The sequence below is a fragment of the Streptomyces sp. MUM 2J genome (genome assembly GCF_022414535.1).
In the GTDB taxonomy this organism is placed as follows: domain Bacteria; phylum Actinomycetota; class Actinomycetes; order Streptomycetales; family Streptomycetaceae; genus Streptomyces.
Map to the genome: position 1 here is coordinate 61456 of NZ_JADWYM010000003.1, position 16211 is coordinate 77666.

Consider the following 16211-nt stretch of genomic DNA (forward strand, 5'->3'; position numbering starts at 1 on the left):
ACCCCCCGCGCGGGCATCCGGCCGGGGATGGCACTTCGCGGATCGAAAGGCGGCACCGGGGTTGTAACTTTCGATGGAGGACCACCCGCGCTCCGTTTCCTTAGGCTGGAAGGACTGTGAACACCACCGCTCCCGCCCTGACCCCGACCACCCGTGCCCTGGCCTGGTGCCTGCATCTGCTGATCGTCGCGCTGCTCGCCCTCGCCGGGGGCCGGGCCGTGGTCGACGGCAGGCCGCACGCCGGAGCGATCGTCGCCGTGGCGGTGATGTGCGGGCTGGTGTACGCGGCCGGACCACTGCTGCCCCGGGTCCGCCGCTCCCGCCGGGCGGCCGTGTGGTGGCTGGCCGCCGTGGAGGCCGCGTGGCTGATGCTGCTGGTGCTGTCCGCGGACGGGGTGTGGCTGGCCTTCCCCCTGTACTTCCTCCAGCTCCATCTGCTGCCACGGCGCGCCGGCCTGGCCGCCGTGGCCGCGACCGCCCTCGCCGCGACCGGTGCCTTCGCCGCCCACCAGGGCTCCTTCAGCCCGGCCATGGCGATCGGCCCGGCGCTCGGCGCCGCGGTCGCGGTGGCGGTGGTGTGGGGGTACCAGGCCCTGTACCGGGAGAACGAGCAGCGCCGGCGTCTGATCGAGGAGCTGACCGCCACCCGCGCCGACCTGGCCGAGGCCCAGCACGCCGCCGGGGTGCTGGCCGAACGCGAACGGCTGGCCCGCGAGATCCACGACACCCTCGCCCAGGGGCTGTCCAGCATCCAGCTCCTGCTGAGTGCCGCCGAGCGCACCCTGCCCGACAGCTCGGGAAACGCCGCCCGCTACGTCACCCAGGCCCGCCAGGCCGCCGCGGACAATCTCGTCGAGGCCCGCCGCTTCGTCGCCGCCCTCACACCGCCCGCGCTCGAGGGGACGACCCTCACGGACGCGCTGCGACGCCTGTGCGCCACGACCGGCGCGCGGCACCGGATCACCGTCCGCTTCGGCGTGACCGGCACGGCCGTGCCCCTGCCGACGGCCGTCGAGGTGGCGCTGCTGCGTGTCGCCCAGTCCGCTCTCGCGAACACCGTCCGCCACGCACACGCGACCAGCGCCGAGGTCACCCTGTGTCACCTCGGGGACCACGTCGCCCTGGACGTCGTCGATGACGGTGTCGGCTTCGCCCCCGGCCGGCTCCCCGCTCCGGACCCCGAGAGCGGCGGCTTCGGGCTGGCGGCGATGCGCGCCCGGCTCCACGATCTGGGAGGTGCCCTGACCGTGCGGTCGTCCCCGGGCCAGGGCACGGCCCTCACCGCCCGGCTGCCCCTCGCGGCTTCCCCCGTGCCTCCTCTCGCCGCTCCCGCCGGCTCCCCTCACGCGAACGCCCCCGAGGACCGCCCGTGACCGCGCCCCCCATCCGTCTCCTGCTCGCCGACGACCACCCCGTGGTGCGGGCCGGTCTGCGTGCCGTGCTGGAGACCGAACCCGGCCTGGAGGTGGTGGCCGAGGCGGCCACCGCCGAGGACGCGGTCGCGCGTGCCGCCGGGGGCGACATCGACGTCGTGCTGATGGACCTGCAGTTCGGCAGGGGGATGAGCGGGGTGGAGGCCACGGCCGCGATCACCGCCCGCCCGGCCGCTCCACGGGTCGTCGTCGTCACCACCTACGACTCCGACGCGGACACGCTGCCCGCGATCGAGGCGGGTGCCACCGGCTATCTCCTCAAGGACGCCCCGCCCGAGGACCTGGCCGCTGCCGTGCGCACCGCCGCCGCCGGCCGGACCGCCCTGGCCCCGGCGGTCGCCGACCGGCTCATGAACCGGCTGCGATCGCCCGGCACCGCCCTGACCCGGCGGGAGACCGAGGTCCTCGTCCTGGTGGCCGACGGCCTGTCCAACCAGGCCATCGGCCGGCGGCTCCACCTCACCGAGGGCACCGTCAAGTCCCATCTGGCCCGGGTCTACGCCAAGCTCGGCGTCGACTCCCGCACCGCCGCCGTCGCCGCCGCGACCGGCCTCGGTCTGATCCGCCGCTGACGGGGGACCGTCGGACCGCCGCCCGTCACCCGCGGACCGTCACCCGGACGCGGGCGCACGGCGGACCACCCCGTGGCCGTGTCCGGTCACCGCGGCTTTGTCCGGTGCGCAGGAGGTTCCCGGGAGACGGGATGCCGTGGCACCGGCGTGCACAGGCGTCGCATCGGCGTCGTCATGGCGTACCGGGCTGAGGTCCGCTCCGTCGGAAGTGGCCGCTGACCTGCCGTCTCTCCGGGATCCGCGCTGGGTACGGCACCGCTTCAGGGAGCGAGCGAGAAGTAGTTCTCCTCCTCCTGGGTGAAGTGCAGCCGCAGCACCGTGTTCAGGCCGTAGAGGCAGGAGCGCAGGTCGTCGAGTTGCTCGGGTGCCAGTCCGCCCCCGGCGCGGGCCAGTTGCAGGTGGGTGGCGATGCGTCGGGACAGGCGCTCGATCTCGGTGTGGGCGCGGCTCATGGTGGCCGTGGCCTCGGGTCCGCCGAGGGTGGGGGCGAGGGCCGGGTAGAGCTGGTGCTCCTCGGCGTACTCGTGCGGCAGCAGCCGCTCCGTCAGCAGCCGGTGGGTCTCCTCGACCGCGGCCAGGGCGGTCGGGCCGGGGCTGCCGGAGAGGCGGTCGGCGGCGTCCCGGACCGCTTCGAGGACGTCCTGCAGATCGTCGTGCTCGGCGGCGAACCGGTGGACGAGGGCCTCGGCCGCCGGGGTGAGGGCCGGCCGCACGGCACGGTCGACACGCAGGGCGCGCAGGGCGTTGAGGATGACGGCGACGTCGATGCCCTCCTGGAGCAGCGCGCCGACGGCCGGTGGCAGCAGCCCCACGGCGGCGGCCGCCATGGCGGCCAGTGACATCAGCATGCCGCCCAGGGCGCTCTGCACCGCGATCCGCCGGGCGCGCTGGGCGATGGCCACGGCGTCGGCCAGGCGGTCCACACGGTCGGTGGTCAGGACGATGTCGGCGGCCTCGGAGGAGGCGGTGGACCCACGCGCCCCCATGGCGACGCCGATGTCGGCCGCGGCGAGCGCCGGTGCGTCGTTGACACCGTCGCCGACCATCACGGTGACCGCACGCTCGCGTTCGGCGCGGACGGCGGCGACCTTGTCGGCGGGGCCGAGTTCGGCCCTCACGGCGTCGAGGCCGAGGACGGCGGCGACCTCCCGGGCGGGCGCGGCGCGGTCGCCGGTGAGCATCACGAGCCGCCGGATCCCCGCCGCCCGGAGGTGGCGCAGGGTGCGCGGGGCGTCGTGGCGCAGGGGGTCGCGCAGCAGAACGGCTCCGGCCGGGTTCCCGTCGACGGTGAGCCAGGCGACGGCCGCGCCGTCGAGGAGAGCGCGGTTGTCCACCGACGTGGCCCAGGCCGGCCGTGCGCCGTCCGGGGATCCGGGCCGGCCGACGGAGACCGGGTGCCCGTCCACCCGTCCGGAGACACCCCGGCCGGCTTCCTCGGTGACGTCCTCCGGGATCGACAGCTCCAGCCCCCGCTCGCGGGCGGTGTCGACGATGGCGCGGGCCAGGACGTGGGGCGAGTACTGGTCGAGCGACGCGGCCAGGCGGAGGACCTCCGCGGGCCGGGTGTCGGGGGCGGCGGTGACGTCGAGGACACGGGGCCGGCCGCGGGTCAGGGTGCCGGTCTTGTCGAGCAGAAGGGTGCGGGCGCGCCCGAGGTTCTCCAGGGCGCCGCCGTCGCGGACGACCACACCGAGGCGGGAGGCGCGGGAGATGCCGGAGACGACGGCGACCGGCGCGGCGAGCAGCAGGGGGCAGGGCGTGGCGACGACGAGGACGGCGACGGCACGTACCGCGGAGCCGCTGAGCAGCCACGCCAGTCCCGCCACCGCCAGGGCCACCGGCAGGAACCAGGCCGCGTACCGGTCGGCCAGCCGGACGACGGGCGCGGACTCGGCCCCCGCCTGCCGGGCCAGCCGCACGATCGCGGCGTAGGTGCTGTCGCGCTCGGTGGCGTCGGCACGCAGTTCGAAGGCGGCACCGGCGTTGACCGCGCCGCTGCGCACCCGTTCGCCGCGGCTCCGCTCGGCCTGGAGGGGCTCGCCGGTGAGCACCGACTCGTCGAGGACGGCGGCGGCGCTCTCGACGCGGCCGTCGACGGGCACGACTTCGCCGGTGCCGACGACGAGCAGGTCGCCGACGACGACCTCGTCCAGCGGGACCGTGGAGACATCGGTGTCCGTGCGGCGGCGCGCCGAGCGCGGCGCGTGTTCCAGCAGGGCCCGCAGATCGTGGGAGGCGCGCCGGCGGGCCGCGGCCTCCAGGGTGCGGCCGGTGGCGAGCATGAGCGCGATCAGGGCACCGGCCAGGTACTCGCCGACGGCCAGTGTCCCGCCGAGGGCGAGCACGGCGATGAGGTCCACACCCGCGTGCCCGTGCCGCAGGGCGGCCAGCACCCACCCCACCGCGGGCACGACGGCGGACACGGTGCCCAGCGCCCAGAACAGGTCCGCCGGGCCGGGGGCGCCGAGGAGCCAGGCGGCGACACCGGCGGTGAGGGCTGCCGCCGTGACGGCCAGGAGCACCGTTTCGAGCCGCGGGGAGGCGCCCTCGGCGGCCGGGCGGCGCAGCCGCTCGCGGAGGGGTGTGTGGTCCATGGCGTACCTCGGTCCGTCCGGGCAGCGGCCGGGCCGGCTCCCGTCCGTCGCCTCCCCCTCCATCACAACGCGCGCGACCGGTCCGGCGGCAGGGGACGTCCGGCCCTGCTCCAGGGCCGGACAGCCGGTGCGGTCACGGCGGGTTCACCCGGGGTGACGCCGGGTGCCGTCGAGGTGCAGGGCCAGGCGCGGGCAGGCGGCGACCGCCCGGCGGGCGTGGGCACGGAGCCGACCGGGCACGGCCGGGTCCGCGACGACGGGGTAGCCCCACTCGTCCAGGGCGATCAGTTCGGGGAGCAGTTCTGCGCACAGGCCCCGGCCGGTACAGGCGATGCGGTCGACGCGCAGGGTGCGGGGGCCGTTGCGGATGCGGGTCATCGCCATGTCTCCGGTGGTGTGGCGGGTGGTACGGGGATCCGGGGTGGCCGGTGGGCCGCGGGGCAGGCGCCGCGGGTGAGGTGCCGGCCGACGTCCCCGGCGAAGGTCCGCAGCGCGGAGGCGGCGAGGCGGGCGGCGCCGTCCGGGTGGCGGCAGGCACCGCGCTCCGGCAGCAGGGCGGTCCGGCGGTGCAGCCGGGACGCCAGCTCCGGGTCGGCCCGTCCGGCGGCCAGCGTGGTGAAGTCCCCGGCCACGGCGGGCAGCCCGAACCGGCAGGGACCGCACTGCCGGGCTCCTTGGGCGGCCAGGTAGGAGAGCATGCGGGCCGTCTCACGCGGCCCGCAGGCCGAGGCGGGCAGCGCGACGAGCACGCCCGCGCCCGGTGCGGCGCCCAGCGGGGCCAGGTCGTGCCGGGTGAAGGGGGTCGGCAGGTGCTCCGCCGGCAGCCAGGTCCCGGCGAAGCCCCCGATCAGGACCGCCTGCAACGGCTCGGTGGGCCCGCCGGCGCGGTCGAGGACGGTGTCGATCGGCGTGCCGAGCGCGACCTCCAGGACGGCCGGGGCGGTGACGGCGCCGGAGACGGTGACGAGTGTGGTGCCGGGCTCCCCGGGGGTGCCGGCCTGCCGGAACCAGGCGGGTCCGTACCGTGCGACCAGGGCGAGATGGGCGAGGGTCTCGGCGTTGTGGAGGAGGGTGGGGCGCCCGGCGACGCCGTGGTCGTGAAGGTGCGGCGTGCTGCCGCGGGGGCGGGCCGGCCCCCCGCCGAGCCAGCGGGCCAGGGCGGTCGACTCGCTGGAGACATAGGCGTGCGGGAGGGCGTGCAGACGCACCCGCACCGGATCGAGGCGGGCGTGCACCCGTTCCTCGACGGCCGCGCCCAGCCGCTGGAACTGGGCGTGACGGAGGCGGGGCAGGCACACGTGGACCGTGTCGGCGCCCACCGCGCTCGCGGCGATGACGGCACCGTCGAGGACGAGGTGGGGTGCGACGGCGAGCAGGAACTGGTCCTTGCGACTGGCGGGCTCGCTCTCCATGGCGTTGACGACGACCAGGGCGCGGCCACGGGCGGCCGCGACGGCGCGCAGCTTGCGCGCCGTGGGGAATCCGGCGCCGCCGCGCCCGGTGAGACCGGCCGCCTCGACCGCGTCCGCCAGGTCCGCCGCCGTGGTGGAGCCGGCCCGTGCGGCCACCGGGGGCGGCCCGTGCTGCCGCAGGTGGCCGGCCAGGTCGGCGGGGCGGCCGGTCTCCCGCCACCCTGCCAGCAGCCGGTCCGCGGCGGGATCCTCGTCTCCGGCCGTGGTGCCGTACGGCGCGAGGGGCTCCGGGGTCCGGCCGTTCACCGTCCGCCTCCGAGCGTGATCGCCGCGGCGGCGGCGCGGTGGGCCCAGCCGGGTTGCAGCGGCCCGCCGGCCAGGAACACGGTCAGCAGCACCGGGACGGCGCCGGCGGACAGGGCCGCCAGCAGGCGTCCGGTGACCCGGCCCGGACCGGCCCTGGCGAGCCGCCACCACACGGCGGCCACCACCGCGGCCAGGCACCCGGCGTACAGCCACAGCTGGAGCGGGAGCCGGGTGTCGGTGCCGGTCCCGACGGCGTGGAAGAGGGCGAGCGGCCACGCCGCGTACGCCGTCCGGTGCACCGCCTTCCAGCGCCGCCCTCCCAGCCGCAGCCGCAGCGCGCTGGTCGCCAGCACCGCCAGCAGCAGATCGAACCCGGCGGTGCCCAGGCCGAGCCAGAGCGGACGGTACGACGCCCCGAACGGCAGCACGGCCGCCGCCCAGCCCAGGTGGACGAACGGGTCGAGCAGCACGGTCGCCACGTGCAGGGCGAGGAAGGCCAGGGTGAGCAGGGACAGGTTGCGGTGGAGCAGGCCGATCTCGAAGCGGCCGATCCGGCGGGGCGCGGCCCGTCCGCCGGAGGCGATGCCGAGCACCACGGTGGCGGTGAGCAGGATCAGCGCGAGGGTCCCACCGGCGCGGCCGGCGTACCACAGGGGGCTGCCGTTCAGGGCGAGGGGCGTCATCGCGGTCCTCCGGGGGCGGGGGCGGGGGCGGGGGCTCGGGTGTCGGCCGGCCAGCCCGCGAGCCTGACGACGGTGCCGTCGAGGCCGGTCAGCCGCGCGGGCAGGGCGGTATCGCGCAGCCAGGGCACGGCCCGGTCGCCGAACACGACCGCTGCCGTGCTGGCGGTGTTGGCGTCCACGCAGCTGGCGGCCGCGACGGTGACGGTGCGCCAGACGGACGGGGCGGGCTCCCCGCTGGCCGGGTCGACGATGTGGTGCAGGGTGCGTCCGCCGCGCCGCCAGGTGCGCGCCCGGACGCCGGAGGTGGCCAGGGCTCCACTGGTCACGGCGACGGCGGGTCCCGGCCGGGTGCCGGGCCGTGCGTGGTCGTCGGCGAGTGAGATCCGCCAGCCCCCTTCCGGTGGTGGCCCGGCGACCGCCAGGTCGCCGCCGAGGCTGACCAGGACACCGCTGCCGGTGGTGGCGGCAGCGCGGCGGGCGGCGCGGTCGGCGGCCAGGGCCTTGGCGGTGGCGCCCAGGTCGAGGCGGGTGTGCGGGGGCAGCCGCAGTCTGCGGGTACGCGGATCGAAGTCGATCCGCTGCCAGCCGGGCGCCGGGCTGCCCACGGGCACGGGGCGGGCGTCCTCGGGGCGGACGGAGGCGAAGGTGCGGTCGTAGCCGAGCGCGATGACGGCGTTGCCCACCGTCGGATCGACGGCTCCGCCGGTGAGCCGTGCGGCCCGCAGGGCGGCATGCAGGGCCTCCGCGAAGCGGGCGCTGACCGTCGTCGAGACGCCCGCGCCGAGGTTGACGCGGGTGAGTTCCGAGTCGGGGCGGAAGCGGCTGCAGGTGAGGTCGGCGGCGGCCAGTTCGGCCCGGAGCAGGGACGTGGCGGCGGGCAGGGTGTCCGGGGCGGTGACGAGGAGGTCGGCGGTGGTGCCCAGGGCCGGGAAGACGACCCGGGCGGGCGGGGGTGCCGGGGCGCGGGCGGTCATGACGCGCCCGTCGTGGTGTGCGGTTGCTGCGCGGTGGGGGCGGGGGGCTGGGCCGGGGGCCGGGGCGCCGCCGGTGCCGCGGGGGTGGCGCCGCCGCCGTCGTCCTCGCCCGGTCCGCCGTGCCCGCTGTCGTCGTCGGCCGCGGTGGTGGCGGGGGACGCCGCCGGTTGCCGCGCCGGTGGCGACGGCGGTGCGGGGGCGGCCGAACCGCCCGGCAGGAGGTGGGTGTACAGGCCGCCGAGGGCGGCGGCGCCGGCCGCGGCGGTGACGGTGATCCACCGGGTCAGCCGGCGGCTGCGGCGCAGGCCGCGTTCGCGTGCGTGCGCGGAGGGCGCCGGGGGGACGATCGGGTCGAAGTCGGGGGGCGGGAAGGTCATGGCAGCGCTCCTGGTGGACGTGCGGCCCGGATCGGCTGCGTGCACTCTCCAGCCTGTGCCCGTGCTGCTCAGGAACCAGCTCACGTCTTCTTCAGAACCGGTGAAGATCTCGGCGCACCGCCCCTCCCCCGCCGTCCCTGGGCCACAGCGGGAGGTCCAGGACGACGGTCAGACCTCCGCCGGGGGTGTCCTCCAGCCGCGCGGTGCCGCCGTTGGCGGTGACCAGCCGGTGGACGATGGCCAGCCCGAGTCCGGTGCCCCTGGCCTCGGGGTTGCCGAACCGGCGGAACGCGACCGCCTTCGCTCCGTCCGTCATCCCGGGTCCGTCGTCCCGCACCCGTACCCGGGCCGTGCGGTCCTCGGTGCGGTGGTCGACGGTGACCGTCCCGCCTGCGGGGACGACGTCGACGGCGTTGGCGATCAGGTTGTCGAGGATCTGCTCCAGGTGGCCGGCACCCAGCGCGACGGTCGGCGCCGGCCCGTCGGACACGCCGGTCAGCCGCACACCCCGCTCCTGGGCGACGGGTGTCCAGGCGGCCACCCGCTCGGCCACCACCTCCCCGGCCCGCACGGCGGTGGGACGGGGTGTGGCCTGCTCGGCGCGGGCGACGGCGAGGAGCCCGTCGACGAGCCGGGACAGCCGGGCGATCTCCTCCTGGGCGGCGGTGAGTTCTGCCGCGGTGTCGCGGTCGGCCCCGGCGGCGAGGACGTCGAGCCGCAGCCGCAGTGCGGCCAGTGGGGTGCGCAGTTGGTGGGACACATCGGCGATCACGGCCCGGTGGCCGTGCACCAGCGCCTCGGTGCGCGCCGCCATGGTGTTGAAGGTGGCGGCCAGCCGGCGCACCTCCGGCGGTCCCCCGCCGACGTCGGCCCGTTCCCCCAGGGCGCCCTCGCCCAGTCGCCGTGCGCTGGCGTCCAGCGTGGACAGGGGGCGGCTGACCCAGCGGGCGAGGCGGGCGGACAGCAGGACCGAAGCGGCCAGCCCGGCCGCGCCGATCGCCGCGGACCAGCCCCAGATCGCGGCGATGCGGGCGTCGAGCGGGGACGCGGAGCGGGCCAGGACGACGGCTCCGGCGGGCTGGCGCACCTCGCCGGCGGGTTCTGCCGTCAGCAACCGGCCCTCGTTCTCCGGTGGCTCCGGTTCGTGCCCGGCCAGCACCTCCGCCACGAGGTCGCGCGCTTCCTCCCCCCGCGCCGCCGCGCAGGGGGTGGCGGCGACCGGGCGACCGGCGGCGTCGTACACGGCGGCGCAGTCGCCGGCCCGGGCGGCGGCGGCGAGTTCGCGCTGCATGGTGGTCGCGGGTTTGTGGTCGGAGAGGTGCTCCTCGGCCGCCGCGGCGATCACGCGGGTGGCGGCCCGCTGGCTGTCGCGGTACGCGACGCGCTCGCGCGCCGTCATCGACACCGCCAGCGGTACGACCGCCAGCACGAGCAGCACGCAGGTGAGGGTCAGGAGGGTCCAGGTGATGCGGCGGGTCACGGCCGTTCCTCCGGCCGCGGGTTCGCGCGGACCGTGCCGAGCCGGAATCCGTGCCCGTAGACCGTCTCGATCAGGCCCGGTGCGGCGAGTTTGCGCCGCAGCGCGGCGACGTGGACGTCCAGCACCTTGGTCGGGCCGTACCAGTGGGCGTCCCAGGCCCGTTCCAGGATCTGCTGCCGGCTCACCACCCGGCCGGGGTCGGCGGCCAGGCACTCCAGGATGGAGAACTCCTTCGGGGTCAGGGTCACCGTGCGTCCGTCGACCGCGACGTGCCGGGTGCGCAGGTCGAGCGCGAGCGGCCCGTACCGGAGGATCTCCGGTACGGCCGGGCGCCGGCGGCGCAGCACGGCCCGGATCCGGGCCAGCAGCTCGGCCAGGCCGAACGGCTTGACGAGGTAGTCGTCGGCGCCCTCGTCCAGGGCGACCACGCGGTCCGCCTCCTCGCCCCGCGCGGTCACGGCGATGATCGCGGCGTCCGACCGGGCGCGGAGCCGGCGGCAGACCTCGACGCCGTCGACGTCGGGGAGTCCCAGGTCGAGCAGCACCACGTCGGGGGACGGGGCGGCCAGGGCCGCCCGGCCGGTCCGGACGCCCTCGACGTCGTATCCGGCCTGCCGCAGCCCGCGCACCAGGGATTCCGCGATGCCCCGGTCGTCCTCGACCACCAGGACGCGCGTGCTGCCGTCCCTGTCGGTGGCCCGGGTGCTCATGGGTGTCGGCCGCCTTCCGGTCCGGGGGCCCGCGTCAGGCCGGGGCGCCGACCCGGTGGCGCAGGTTGTGGAACTGGCGGGTCTGCATGACGAAGTGCGCGGGTTCGCCGACCAGGAGGTCGAACAGCCGGGTGAGCGGACGCGGGTGGCCCCGACCGCGGGTGCGGACCACCAGGCGGGTTCCGCCGTCGGGGGCCGGCCGCAGGTGGAAGGCCCAGATCCCGTCCGCGCGCGCCCGCGGTACGGCGTCGTGCTGCGGGTCGAACGAGTGGCCGCCGGGCAGACGCAGGTCGGAGCGCAGGACGAGGGTCCGGTTCGGCTCCAGGCGGGCCACGGTGAACCAGGCACTGCCGTCAGGCGTCGCCGTCAGCCGCTGACCCTCCTCCAGTCGCTGCCAGTCGGGCTCGATGCGCTCCGCGCTCGGTTCTCCGTAGTGGTCGAGGCGGTCCCAGCTGTACCAGCCGGCACGATCGCCTCCCATCTGCGCCAGCCAGGGCCAGACCTCCTCGGGTGGCGCGGGCAGGGTGGTGGCCATGGTGGAGGTGGTGTCGGCGTCGGGGAACAGCTCGTCGCCGGGGTAGTCGCGAGCTGCCTCGTCCGGTGTCGCACCCCAGCTCAGCAGGCGTGGCCGCAGCCGCCGGGCGTAGAGCACCGCCGCCGCGCAGAGCGTGAGGGGCAGCAGGCGGGTTGCCCGCCGCCGCCCGCATTCCGGCTGCTGGGACATGGTGTCCTCCCTGGTCGTCGGGGAGCGGACCTGGCTGCCGGCGGAGCCGGTCGCCTGCTCCCGGCATATCTGTTCGAAGGCGGGCCGCGCGAGTGCCGGTCGGTCCCGTGGTGGGGCCGACCGGTCCTGTCCCGTGCCCGGCCGGTCGCCCGGGCACCGGGCCGGTTCCGCCTCACGCCCGCTCCGTGCTCGCTCGCGGCCGCCCGGTCGCCGGCGCCCGGCCGGTCCTGCCGCCGCGCGCCTCGCCGGTCGTGTGCGGCGTCCGGGCACGGGCTGCGGTGCGACCGGGCGCGGACGGTCCTCGGGCGGTGGCATCACCCGTCCGGGGGAAGCCGACGGTCCCGGCCGGACACCGGGCCGCCCGGTCCCGCCGCCGGACGCCGGGAGCGGCCGTCGCCTCGTACGGACGCCCCTCAGGCCGCGACGCCGGGCCGGGCGGCGGGGGCGTTCCGGGAGCGTCGCGGATCACCGCCGGTTGTGTGACACGGGCACCGGGCGGAGACAATGGAGGGCATGTCCGCGCAGGCCACCACGGTCACGACGGACGACGGCGCGCGTCTTCACGTCGCCGTCTCCGGTGACCCGGACGCACCCCTGACAGCGGTGCTCTGCCACGGCTACATGCTCGATGCCACCGCCTGGCAGTTCCAGGTCCCCGACCTCGGCCGGGTCTCCCGCCTGGTCGTGTTCGACCAGCGCGGCCACGGCCGCTCCACGCTCGGCGCGGCCCCGGTCACGGTCGAGCGTCTGGGCGAGGACCTCCGCCAGGTGCTGGGAGCCACCGCCCCGGCCGGGCCGGTGGTGCTCGTCGGCCATTCCATGGGCGGCATGGCGATCATGGCCCTGGCCTCCGCGTGCCCCGAGCTGTTCGGGACCCGGATCGCGGGGACGGGGCTGCTGTCGACATCGGCCGGGCAGCTGAACGGCACGCCGATGGGGCTGCCGCCCGCGGCGGCGCGGGTCCTGCATCTGGCCCTGGCCACCGGCCTGCCGCGGCTGGCCCGCGTGCCGCGGGCCGTGGACATCGTGCGCCGCCACACCGGCCGGATCGCGTTCCGGCTGAGCCGTCCGCTGCTGTACGGGGACCCGGTGGACCCCATCGCCGCCCGGCTCACCATCCAGGCCATGTCCCGGGTGCCGACCATGACCATCGCCGCCTGCTATCCGGCGCTCATGGCGCACGACCAGTTGGCGGCCCTGCCCGTGCTGGCCCGGTGCCCGGTGCTCGTGGCGGTGGGCGCTCAGGACCAGATCACGCCCGCCTCGCACAGCGCCACCCTCGCCGCCGGCATCCCCTCCGCCGAACTCGCCGTGGTACCGAGGGCCTCGCACCTGCTGCCGCTGGAACGTCCCGACGAGGTCAACCAGCTGCTGCTGGAACTGATGGCCCGCAGTGCGGCGGATGCGGCGGGTGGCAACGGGCTGCCCCGGGTCCGCGCCCGTCGCCGGCGGCGGCGTCCGTAGGAGGGCTCCCGGCGGTCCGGGTCCCGGGCAGCCGGGCCTGCGGCCGCGGGGCCGGCGGCGGGTCGCCGGTGAGGCGGCCGCCGCCCATGATGGTGGGGGGGTCCTTCGGGACCGCCGGGTCCGCCTCGTGGAGACGGGCCACGACCCTGACCGTGCGACCGGCGGCCGATCCGCATCCGCCGACGTCACGCCCTGCGCGAAGGAGGGAGCCATGAGGGTCGGAGTGCTGACCGGTGGCGGCGACTGCCCCGGTCTCAACGCCGTGATCCGCGGTGTCGTGCGCAAGGGCGTCCAGGAGTACGGCTTCGACTTCGTCGGTCTGCGGGACGGCTGGCGGGGCGCGCTGGAGGGCACGGTGGTGCCGCTGGCCGTCTCCAACGTCCGGGGGATCCTTCCGCGCGGCGGAACGATCCTCGGTTCCTCCCGCACGAATCCCCTCAGGCACGAGGACGGGGTGCAGCGGGTCAAGGACACCCTGGCCGAGCACCGCGTCGACGCGCTGGTCGTGATCGGCGGCGAGGACACGCTCGGTGCGGCCACCGAGCTGAGCCGCGAGGGCATCCGGCTGGTCGGCGTGCCGAAGACCATCGACAACGACGTGGCCGGCACCGACTACACCTTCGGCTTCGACACCGCCGTCGGTATCGCGACGGAGGCCATCGACCGGCTGCACACGACCGCCGAGTCCCATATGCGCACGCTGGTGGTCGAGGTGATGGGCCGGCACTCGGGATGGATCGCGCTGCACGCCGGTGTGGCCGGCGGAGCGAACGTGATCCTCGTCCCCGAGCGGCCGTTCGACATCGACCAGGTCTGCGCGTGGGTGCAGAGCCGATTCGAGATCAACTACGCGCCGATCGTCGTCGCCGCCGAGGGTGCCGTGCCCAAGGAGGGGCAGATGGTGCTCAAGGACCGCTCGCTGGACGAGTACGGCCATGTACGGCTGTCCGGGATCGGCGAGTGGCTGGCGCGGGAGATCTCGCGGCGCACCGGCACGGACGCGCGGACCACGGTGCTCGGTCACGTCCAGCGCGGAGGCACTCCGAGCGCCTTCGACCGGTGGCTGGCCACGCGCTTCGGGCTGCACGCGATCGACGCGGTCAGGCAGGGAGACTTCGGCACGATGGTCGCCCTGCGCGGCACCGACATCGTCCTGCTGCCGCTGGACGGCGGCAGGCCGAGGACCAAGCTCGTCGATCCGTCGCTGTACGACGAGTTCGAGGTGTTCTTCGGGTGACCCCTGTCATGGGGCGGCCCCGGGCCGTTCGGCCTGCGGGCGCGCACCGGCCGGCTCTGCCGGCCGTGATCAACAAGCGGGCCGGCGGTACGGGTCTCATCACCGGCCGCAAGGCGTTCCAGCGGCCCACCGGTGAAGGTGTCGCACTCCTGAACGCGGTCCAGGACGTGTATCTGGACGAGCGCATCACCGTCGCGTGACACGGCGCGGCCCGTGCAAAGCCGCGGAGTGAGCCGGTGAGTGGTGGCGTTCGCCTCAGGGCGTGGCCGAGGTCCCGCCGCCGCGGCGGCGGGACGGTGCCCGGCGTGCGGTCACAGCGGCCATCCGGCGACCTCGTGGGTGTCGGGCCGGGGTGAACCCTCGTGCTCGATGTCGCGTTCCGCGGCGTTCAGCAGCTTCTCGGCGAGGTCGCGCATGGCCCGGCCGGCGGCCAGTTCCTCGCCGATGTCCGGGACGTCACGGTCCGCGGGGTTGCGGTGGGCCGTCCCGTGGCCGGTGACCGCGGTCGTGCCCGTGTCCAGGACCACATGCGCCTGTGTCGTCCCGTGCTCGTCCTCGAAGAGGTGAAGACGTGCCTTCCATTCCGATGCGTGCGTCATCGTTGTCCACCTCACCTCGATGCGGACCCCTCCGGTCCGTCCACTCTGTTGCCAACCTCTGCCGCGGCCCTCCGCCGCAGGTCTTCGATGTGGATCCCCGTCACGGGCCTGGTCGCGGGCCCCCTGCCGTGGTCGCGGTCATGGATCCTCGCGGATCGCCGTGGCGGCTGCTCCGTGCGCGACGTCGCGCCGGACGCGGTCGGTCAGCGCGCCGAGACGCGCCGAGGGCGTCGCCCCGGGCGGGCGCGGGGACCGGATCCTGCGCGCCGCCGGGGGCAGCAGGTCCAGGTCCGCCGCGAGCCGTTGCCGGCACATGTCGAGGGTGGGGCTCGCCCCGGTGCGCCGCCCGTCCAGCATCACCGTCTCCAGCAGGGGGACACCGTCGTGGGGCGCCGGCTCGTCGGCGAGTCCGATCACGTCGGCGCACCGCGGGCGCCGGAACACCTGCTTGGCGCCCGGCGCCGTCGCCTTGGCCGACGAGAGCTTCATCACCGGACGGCCGTCGTACTCCACCATCTTGTACGCCGAATCCAGATACGGCGCGTCGGCCGAGACCCCGACCCGGGTGCCGACGGCGTAGATGTCGACCGGTGCCCCGGAGCGGACCAGGTCCTCCACGGCGAACTCGTCGAGTCCTCCGCTGACGACGATCCGGACGTCGGGCAGGCCCGCGGCGTCCAGGAGGGAGCGGGTCCGCACCGCCAGGTCCCCGAGGTCGCCGCTGTCCAGCCGCACGGCCGAGCCCGGCCCGCGGTCGAGGTCGCGCAGCACGCGGGCCGCGACGCGGACGCCCTCCTCGGTGTCGTAGGTGTCCACCAGGAAGGTCACCGGCCCGGGATGGGCCCGCGCGAAGGCCCGGAACGCCTGCTCCTCCGTGCGGAACGCCTCCACGTAGGAGTGGGCCATCGTGCCGACGGCCGGTGTTCCCAGGGCCGTGGCCGCGGCCACGTTGCTGGTGGCGGCGAAACCGGCCAGCGCACCGAGGCGGGCCGCCTGGAAGCCGGCCTGCGGTCCGTGGGTGCGCCGCAGGGAGAAGTCCACGACGGGGTGCCCGGCCGCCGCGAGGACGCAGCGCACCGTCTTCGAGGCGATCGCGGTCTGATGGCTGAGCAGGTTGAGCACGTACGTCTCGACGAGCTGAGCCTGCGGCAGGGGCGCGGTGACCTCCAGCAGAGGCTCCCCGGCCAGGACGACCCGCCCCTCCGGAACGGCCCGCACCGAGCCGGTGAACTCCAGTCCGAGCAGTGGTTCGAGGTCCCGTCGGGGGCGGTGCAGCGCGGCGGCGAAGGCATCGACGTCCTCCGGTCCCACGTGCAGAGCGGACAGGTGGTCCAGGGCCGATTCCAGTCCGGCGGCCACCAGGAACCCCCGGTCGGGGGGCAGTTCGCGGACGAAGAGGCTGAACGTCGCGGGGCCGGCCATCCCCTCCCGCAGATAGGACATGGCCATGGTGACCTCGTAGAGGTCGGTGGTCAGGGCCTCGGACATCGCCGTCACCTCCTCGGCCCGCCCGGTCCGGGCGCCGGTCACGCACCGGGCGGGAGCGCCGGTATGCCGACTCCATCCACTGACGCCCCTTTCGTCCCACCATCGAGGGTCACCGGGCCGCGGTCACGGGGCCGAAGGTCCCTGCGGGCGCGCCCTGC

Annotated in this window: 16 protein-coding genes; 5 read left to right on the forward strand and 11 right to left on the reverse strand. The window is 76.1% G+C overall.

The annotated features are described in order from the left end of the window. Positions 1 to 116: 116 nt before the first annotated feature. Both I3F54_RS03765 and I3F54_RS03770 read left to right on the forward strand, forming a co-directional pair. Entirely contained in the window at positions 117 to 1373 is a 1257-nt protein-coding gene (locus I3F54_RS03765) for a sensor histidine kinase (RefSeq protein ID WP_240117119.1), read from the forward strand. Next, on the forward strand, positions 1370 to 2005 hold the full coding sequence (locus I3F54_RS03770; RefSeq protein WP_240117120.1) for a response regulator transcription factor: 636 nt from the start codon (positions 1370 to 1372) through the stop codon (positions 2003 to 2005). Before I3F54_RS03765 ends, I3F54_RS03770 begins: the two co-directional genes overlap by 4 nt. Positions 2006 to 2265: 260 nt before the next feature. Here the strand turns inward: I3F54_RS03770 and I3F54_RS03775 are convergent, their stop codons facing one another. The 9 genes from I3F54_RS03775 to I3F54_RS03815 form a co-directional block, all read right to left on the reverse strand. Further along, a complete protein-coding gene (locus I3F54_RS03775) occupies positions 2266 to 4599 on the reverse strand; it encodes a heavy metal translocating P-type ATPase (RefSeq protein WP_240117121.1) in 2334 nt (777 codons plus the stop codon). A gap of 144 nt (positions 4600 to 4743) precedes the next feature. Next, positions 4744 to 4983: a ferredoxin gene (locus I3F54_RS03780; protein WP_240117122.1), complete on the reverse strand. Its 240-nt coding sequence runs from the start codon at positions 4981 to 4983 to the stop codon at positions 4744 to 4746. Continuing rightward, a complete protein-coding gene (locus I3F54_RS03785) occupies positions 4974 to 6317 on the reverse strand; it encodes an NADH-ubiquinone oxidoreductase-F iron-sulfur binding region domain-containing protein (RefSeq protein ID WP_240117123.1) in 1344 nt (447 codons plus the stop codon). Before I3F54_RS03785 ends, I3F54_RS03780 begins: the two co-directional genes overlap by 10 nt. After that, positions 6314 to 7000: a ferric reductase-like transmembrane domain-containing protein gene (locus tag I3F54_RS03790; RefSeq protein WP_240117124.1), complete on the reverse strand. Its 687-nt coding sequence runs from the start codon at positions 6998 to 7000 to the stop codon at positions 6314 to 6316. The genes I3F54_RS03785 and I3F54_RS03790 overlap by 4 nt, the downstream gene beginning before the upstream one ends. After that, positions 6997 to 7974 (reverse strand): FAD:protein FMN transferase, encoded by a 978-nt coding sequence (locus I3F54_RS03795; protein ID WP_240117125.1) that lies wholly within the window; start codon positions 7972 to 7974, stop codon positions 6997 to 6999. The genes I3F54_RS03790 and I3F54_RS03795 overlap by 4 nt, the downstream gene beginning before the upstream one ends. Continuing rightward, a complete protein-coding gene (locus I3F54_RS03800) occupies positions 7971 to 8351 on the reverse strand; it encodes a hypothetical protein (RefSeq protein ID WP_240117126.1) in 381 nt (126 codons plus the stop codon). Before I3F54_RS03800 ends, I3F54_RS03795 begins: the two co-directional genes overlap by 4 nt. A 91-nt stretch (positions 8352 to 8442) precedes the next feature. Further along, positions 8443 to 9831, reverse strand: coding sequence for a HAMP domain-containing sensor histidine kinase (locus tag I3F54_RS03805; protein WP_240117127.1), 1389 nt, complete (start codon positions 9829 to 9831; stop codon positions 8443 to 8445). Next, positions 9828 to 10541 carry a response regulator transcription factor gene (locus I3F54_RS03810; protein ID WP_240117128.1) on the reverse strand — a complete coding sequence of 238 codons (714 nt, stop codon included), beginning with the start codon at positions 10539 to 10541 and terminating at the stop codon, positions 9828 to 9830. Before I3F54_RS03810 ends, I3F54_RS03805 begins: the two co-directional genes overlap by 4 nt. 34 nt (positions 10542 to 10575) lie before the next feature. Continuing rightward, positions 10576 to 11265 carry an SRPBCC family protein gene (locus I3F54_RS03815; protein ID WP_240117129.1) on the reverse strand — a complete coding sequence of 230 codons (690 nt, stop codon included), beginning with the start codon at positions 11263 to 11265 and terminating at the stop codon, positions 10576 to 10578. Between the two features lie 513 nt (positions 11266 to 11778). On the opposite strand from I3F54_RS03815, the gene I3F54_RS03820 reads away from it, so the two are divergent. The 3 genes from I3F54_RS03820 (at position 11779) to I3F54_RS03830 (ending at position 14166) form a co-directional block, all read left to right on the forward strand. Continuing rightward, positions 11779 to 12729 carry an alpha/beta fold hydrolase gene (locus I3F54_RS03820; RefSeq protein ID WP_240117130.1) on the forward strand — a complete coding sequence of 317 codons (951 nt, stop codon included), beginning with the start codon at positions 11779 to 11781 and terminating at the stop codon, positions 12727 to 12729. Between the two features lie 211 nt (positions 12730 to 12940). Then, positions 12941 to 13966: a 6-phosphofructokinase gene (locus I3F54_RS03825; RefSeq protein WP_240117131.1), complete on the forward strand. Its 1026-nt coding sequence runs from the start codon at positions 12941 to 12943 to the stop codon at positions 13964 to 13966. Beyond that, complete coding sequence (locus tag I3F54_RS03830; protein WP_240117132.1) at positions 13963 to 14166, forward strand: hypothetical protein; 204 nt, start codon at positions 13963 to 13965, stop codon at positions 14164 to 14166. Before I3F54_RS03825 ends, I3F54_RS03830 begins: the two co-directional genes overlap by 4 nt. Before the next feature lie 111 nt (positions 14167 to 14277). Here the strand turns inward: I3F54_RS03830 and I3F54_RS03835 are convergent, their stop codons facing one another. Beyond that, positions 14278 to 14565, reverse strand: coding sequence for a dsRBD fold-containing protein (locus tag I3F54_RS03835; RefSeq protein WP_240117133.1), 288 nt, complete (start codon positions 14563 to 14565; stop codon positions 14278 to 14280). A 138-nt stretch (positions 14566 to 14703) separates the two neighbouring features. Beyond that, positions 14704 to 16053, reverse strand: a complete 1350-nt coding sequence (locus tag I3F54_RS03840) for a nicotinate phosphoribosyltransferase (RefSeq protein ID WP_240117134.1) — start codon at positions 16051 to 16053, stop codon at positions 14704 to 14706. Between the last annotated feature and the right edge of the window lie 158 nt (positions 16054 to 16211).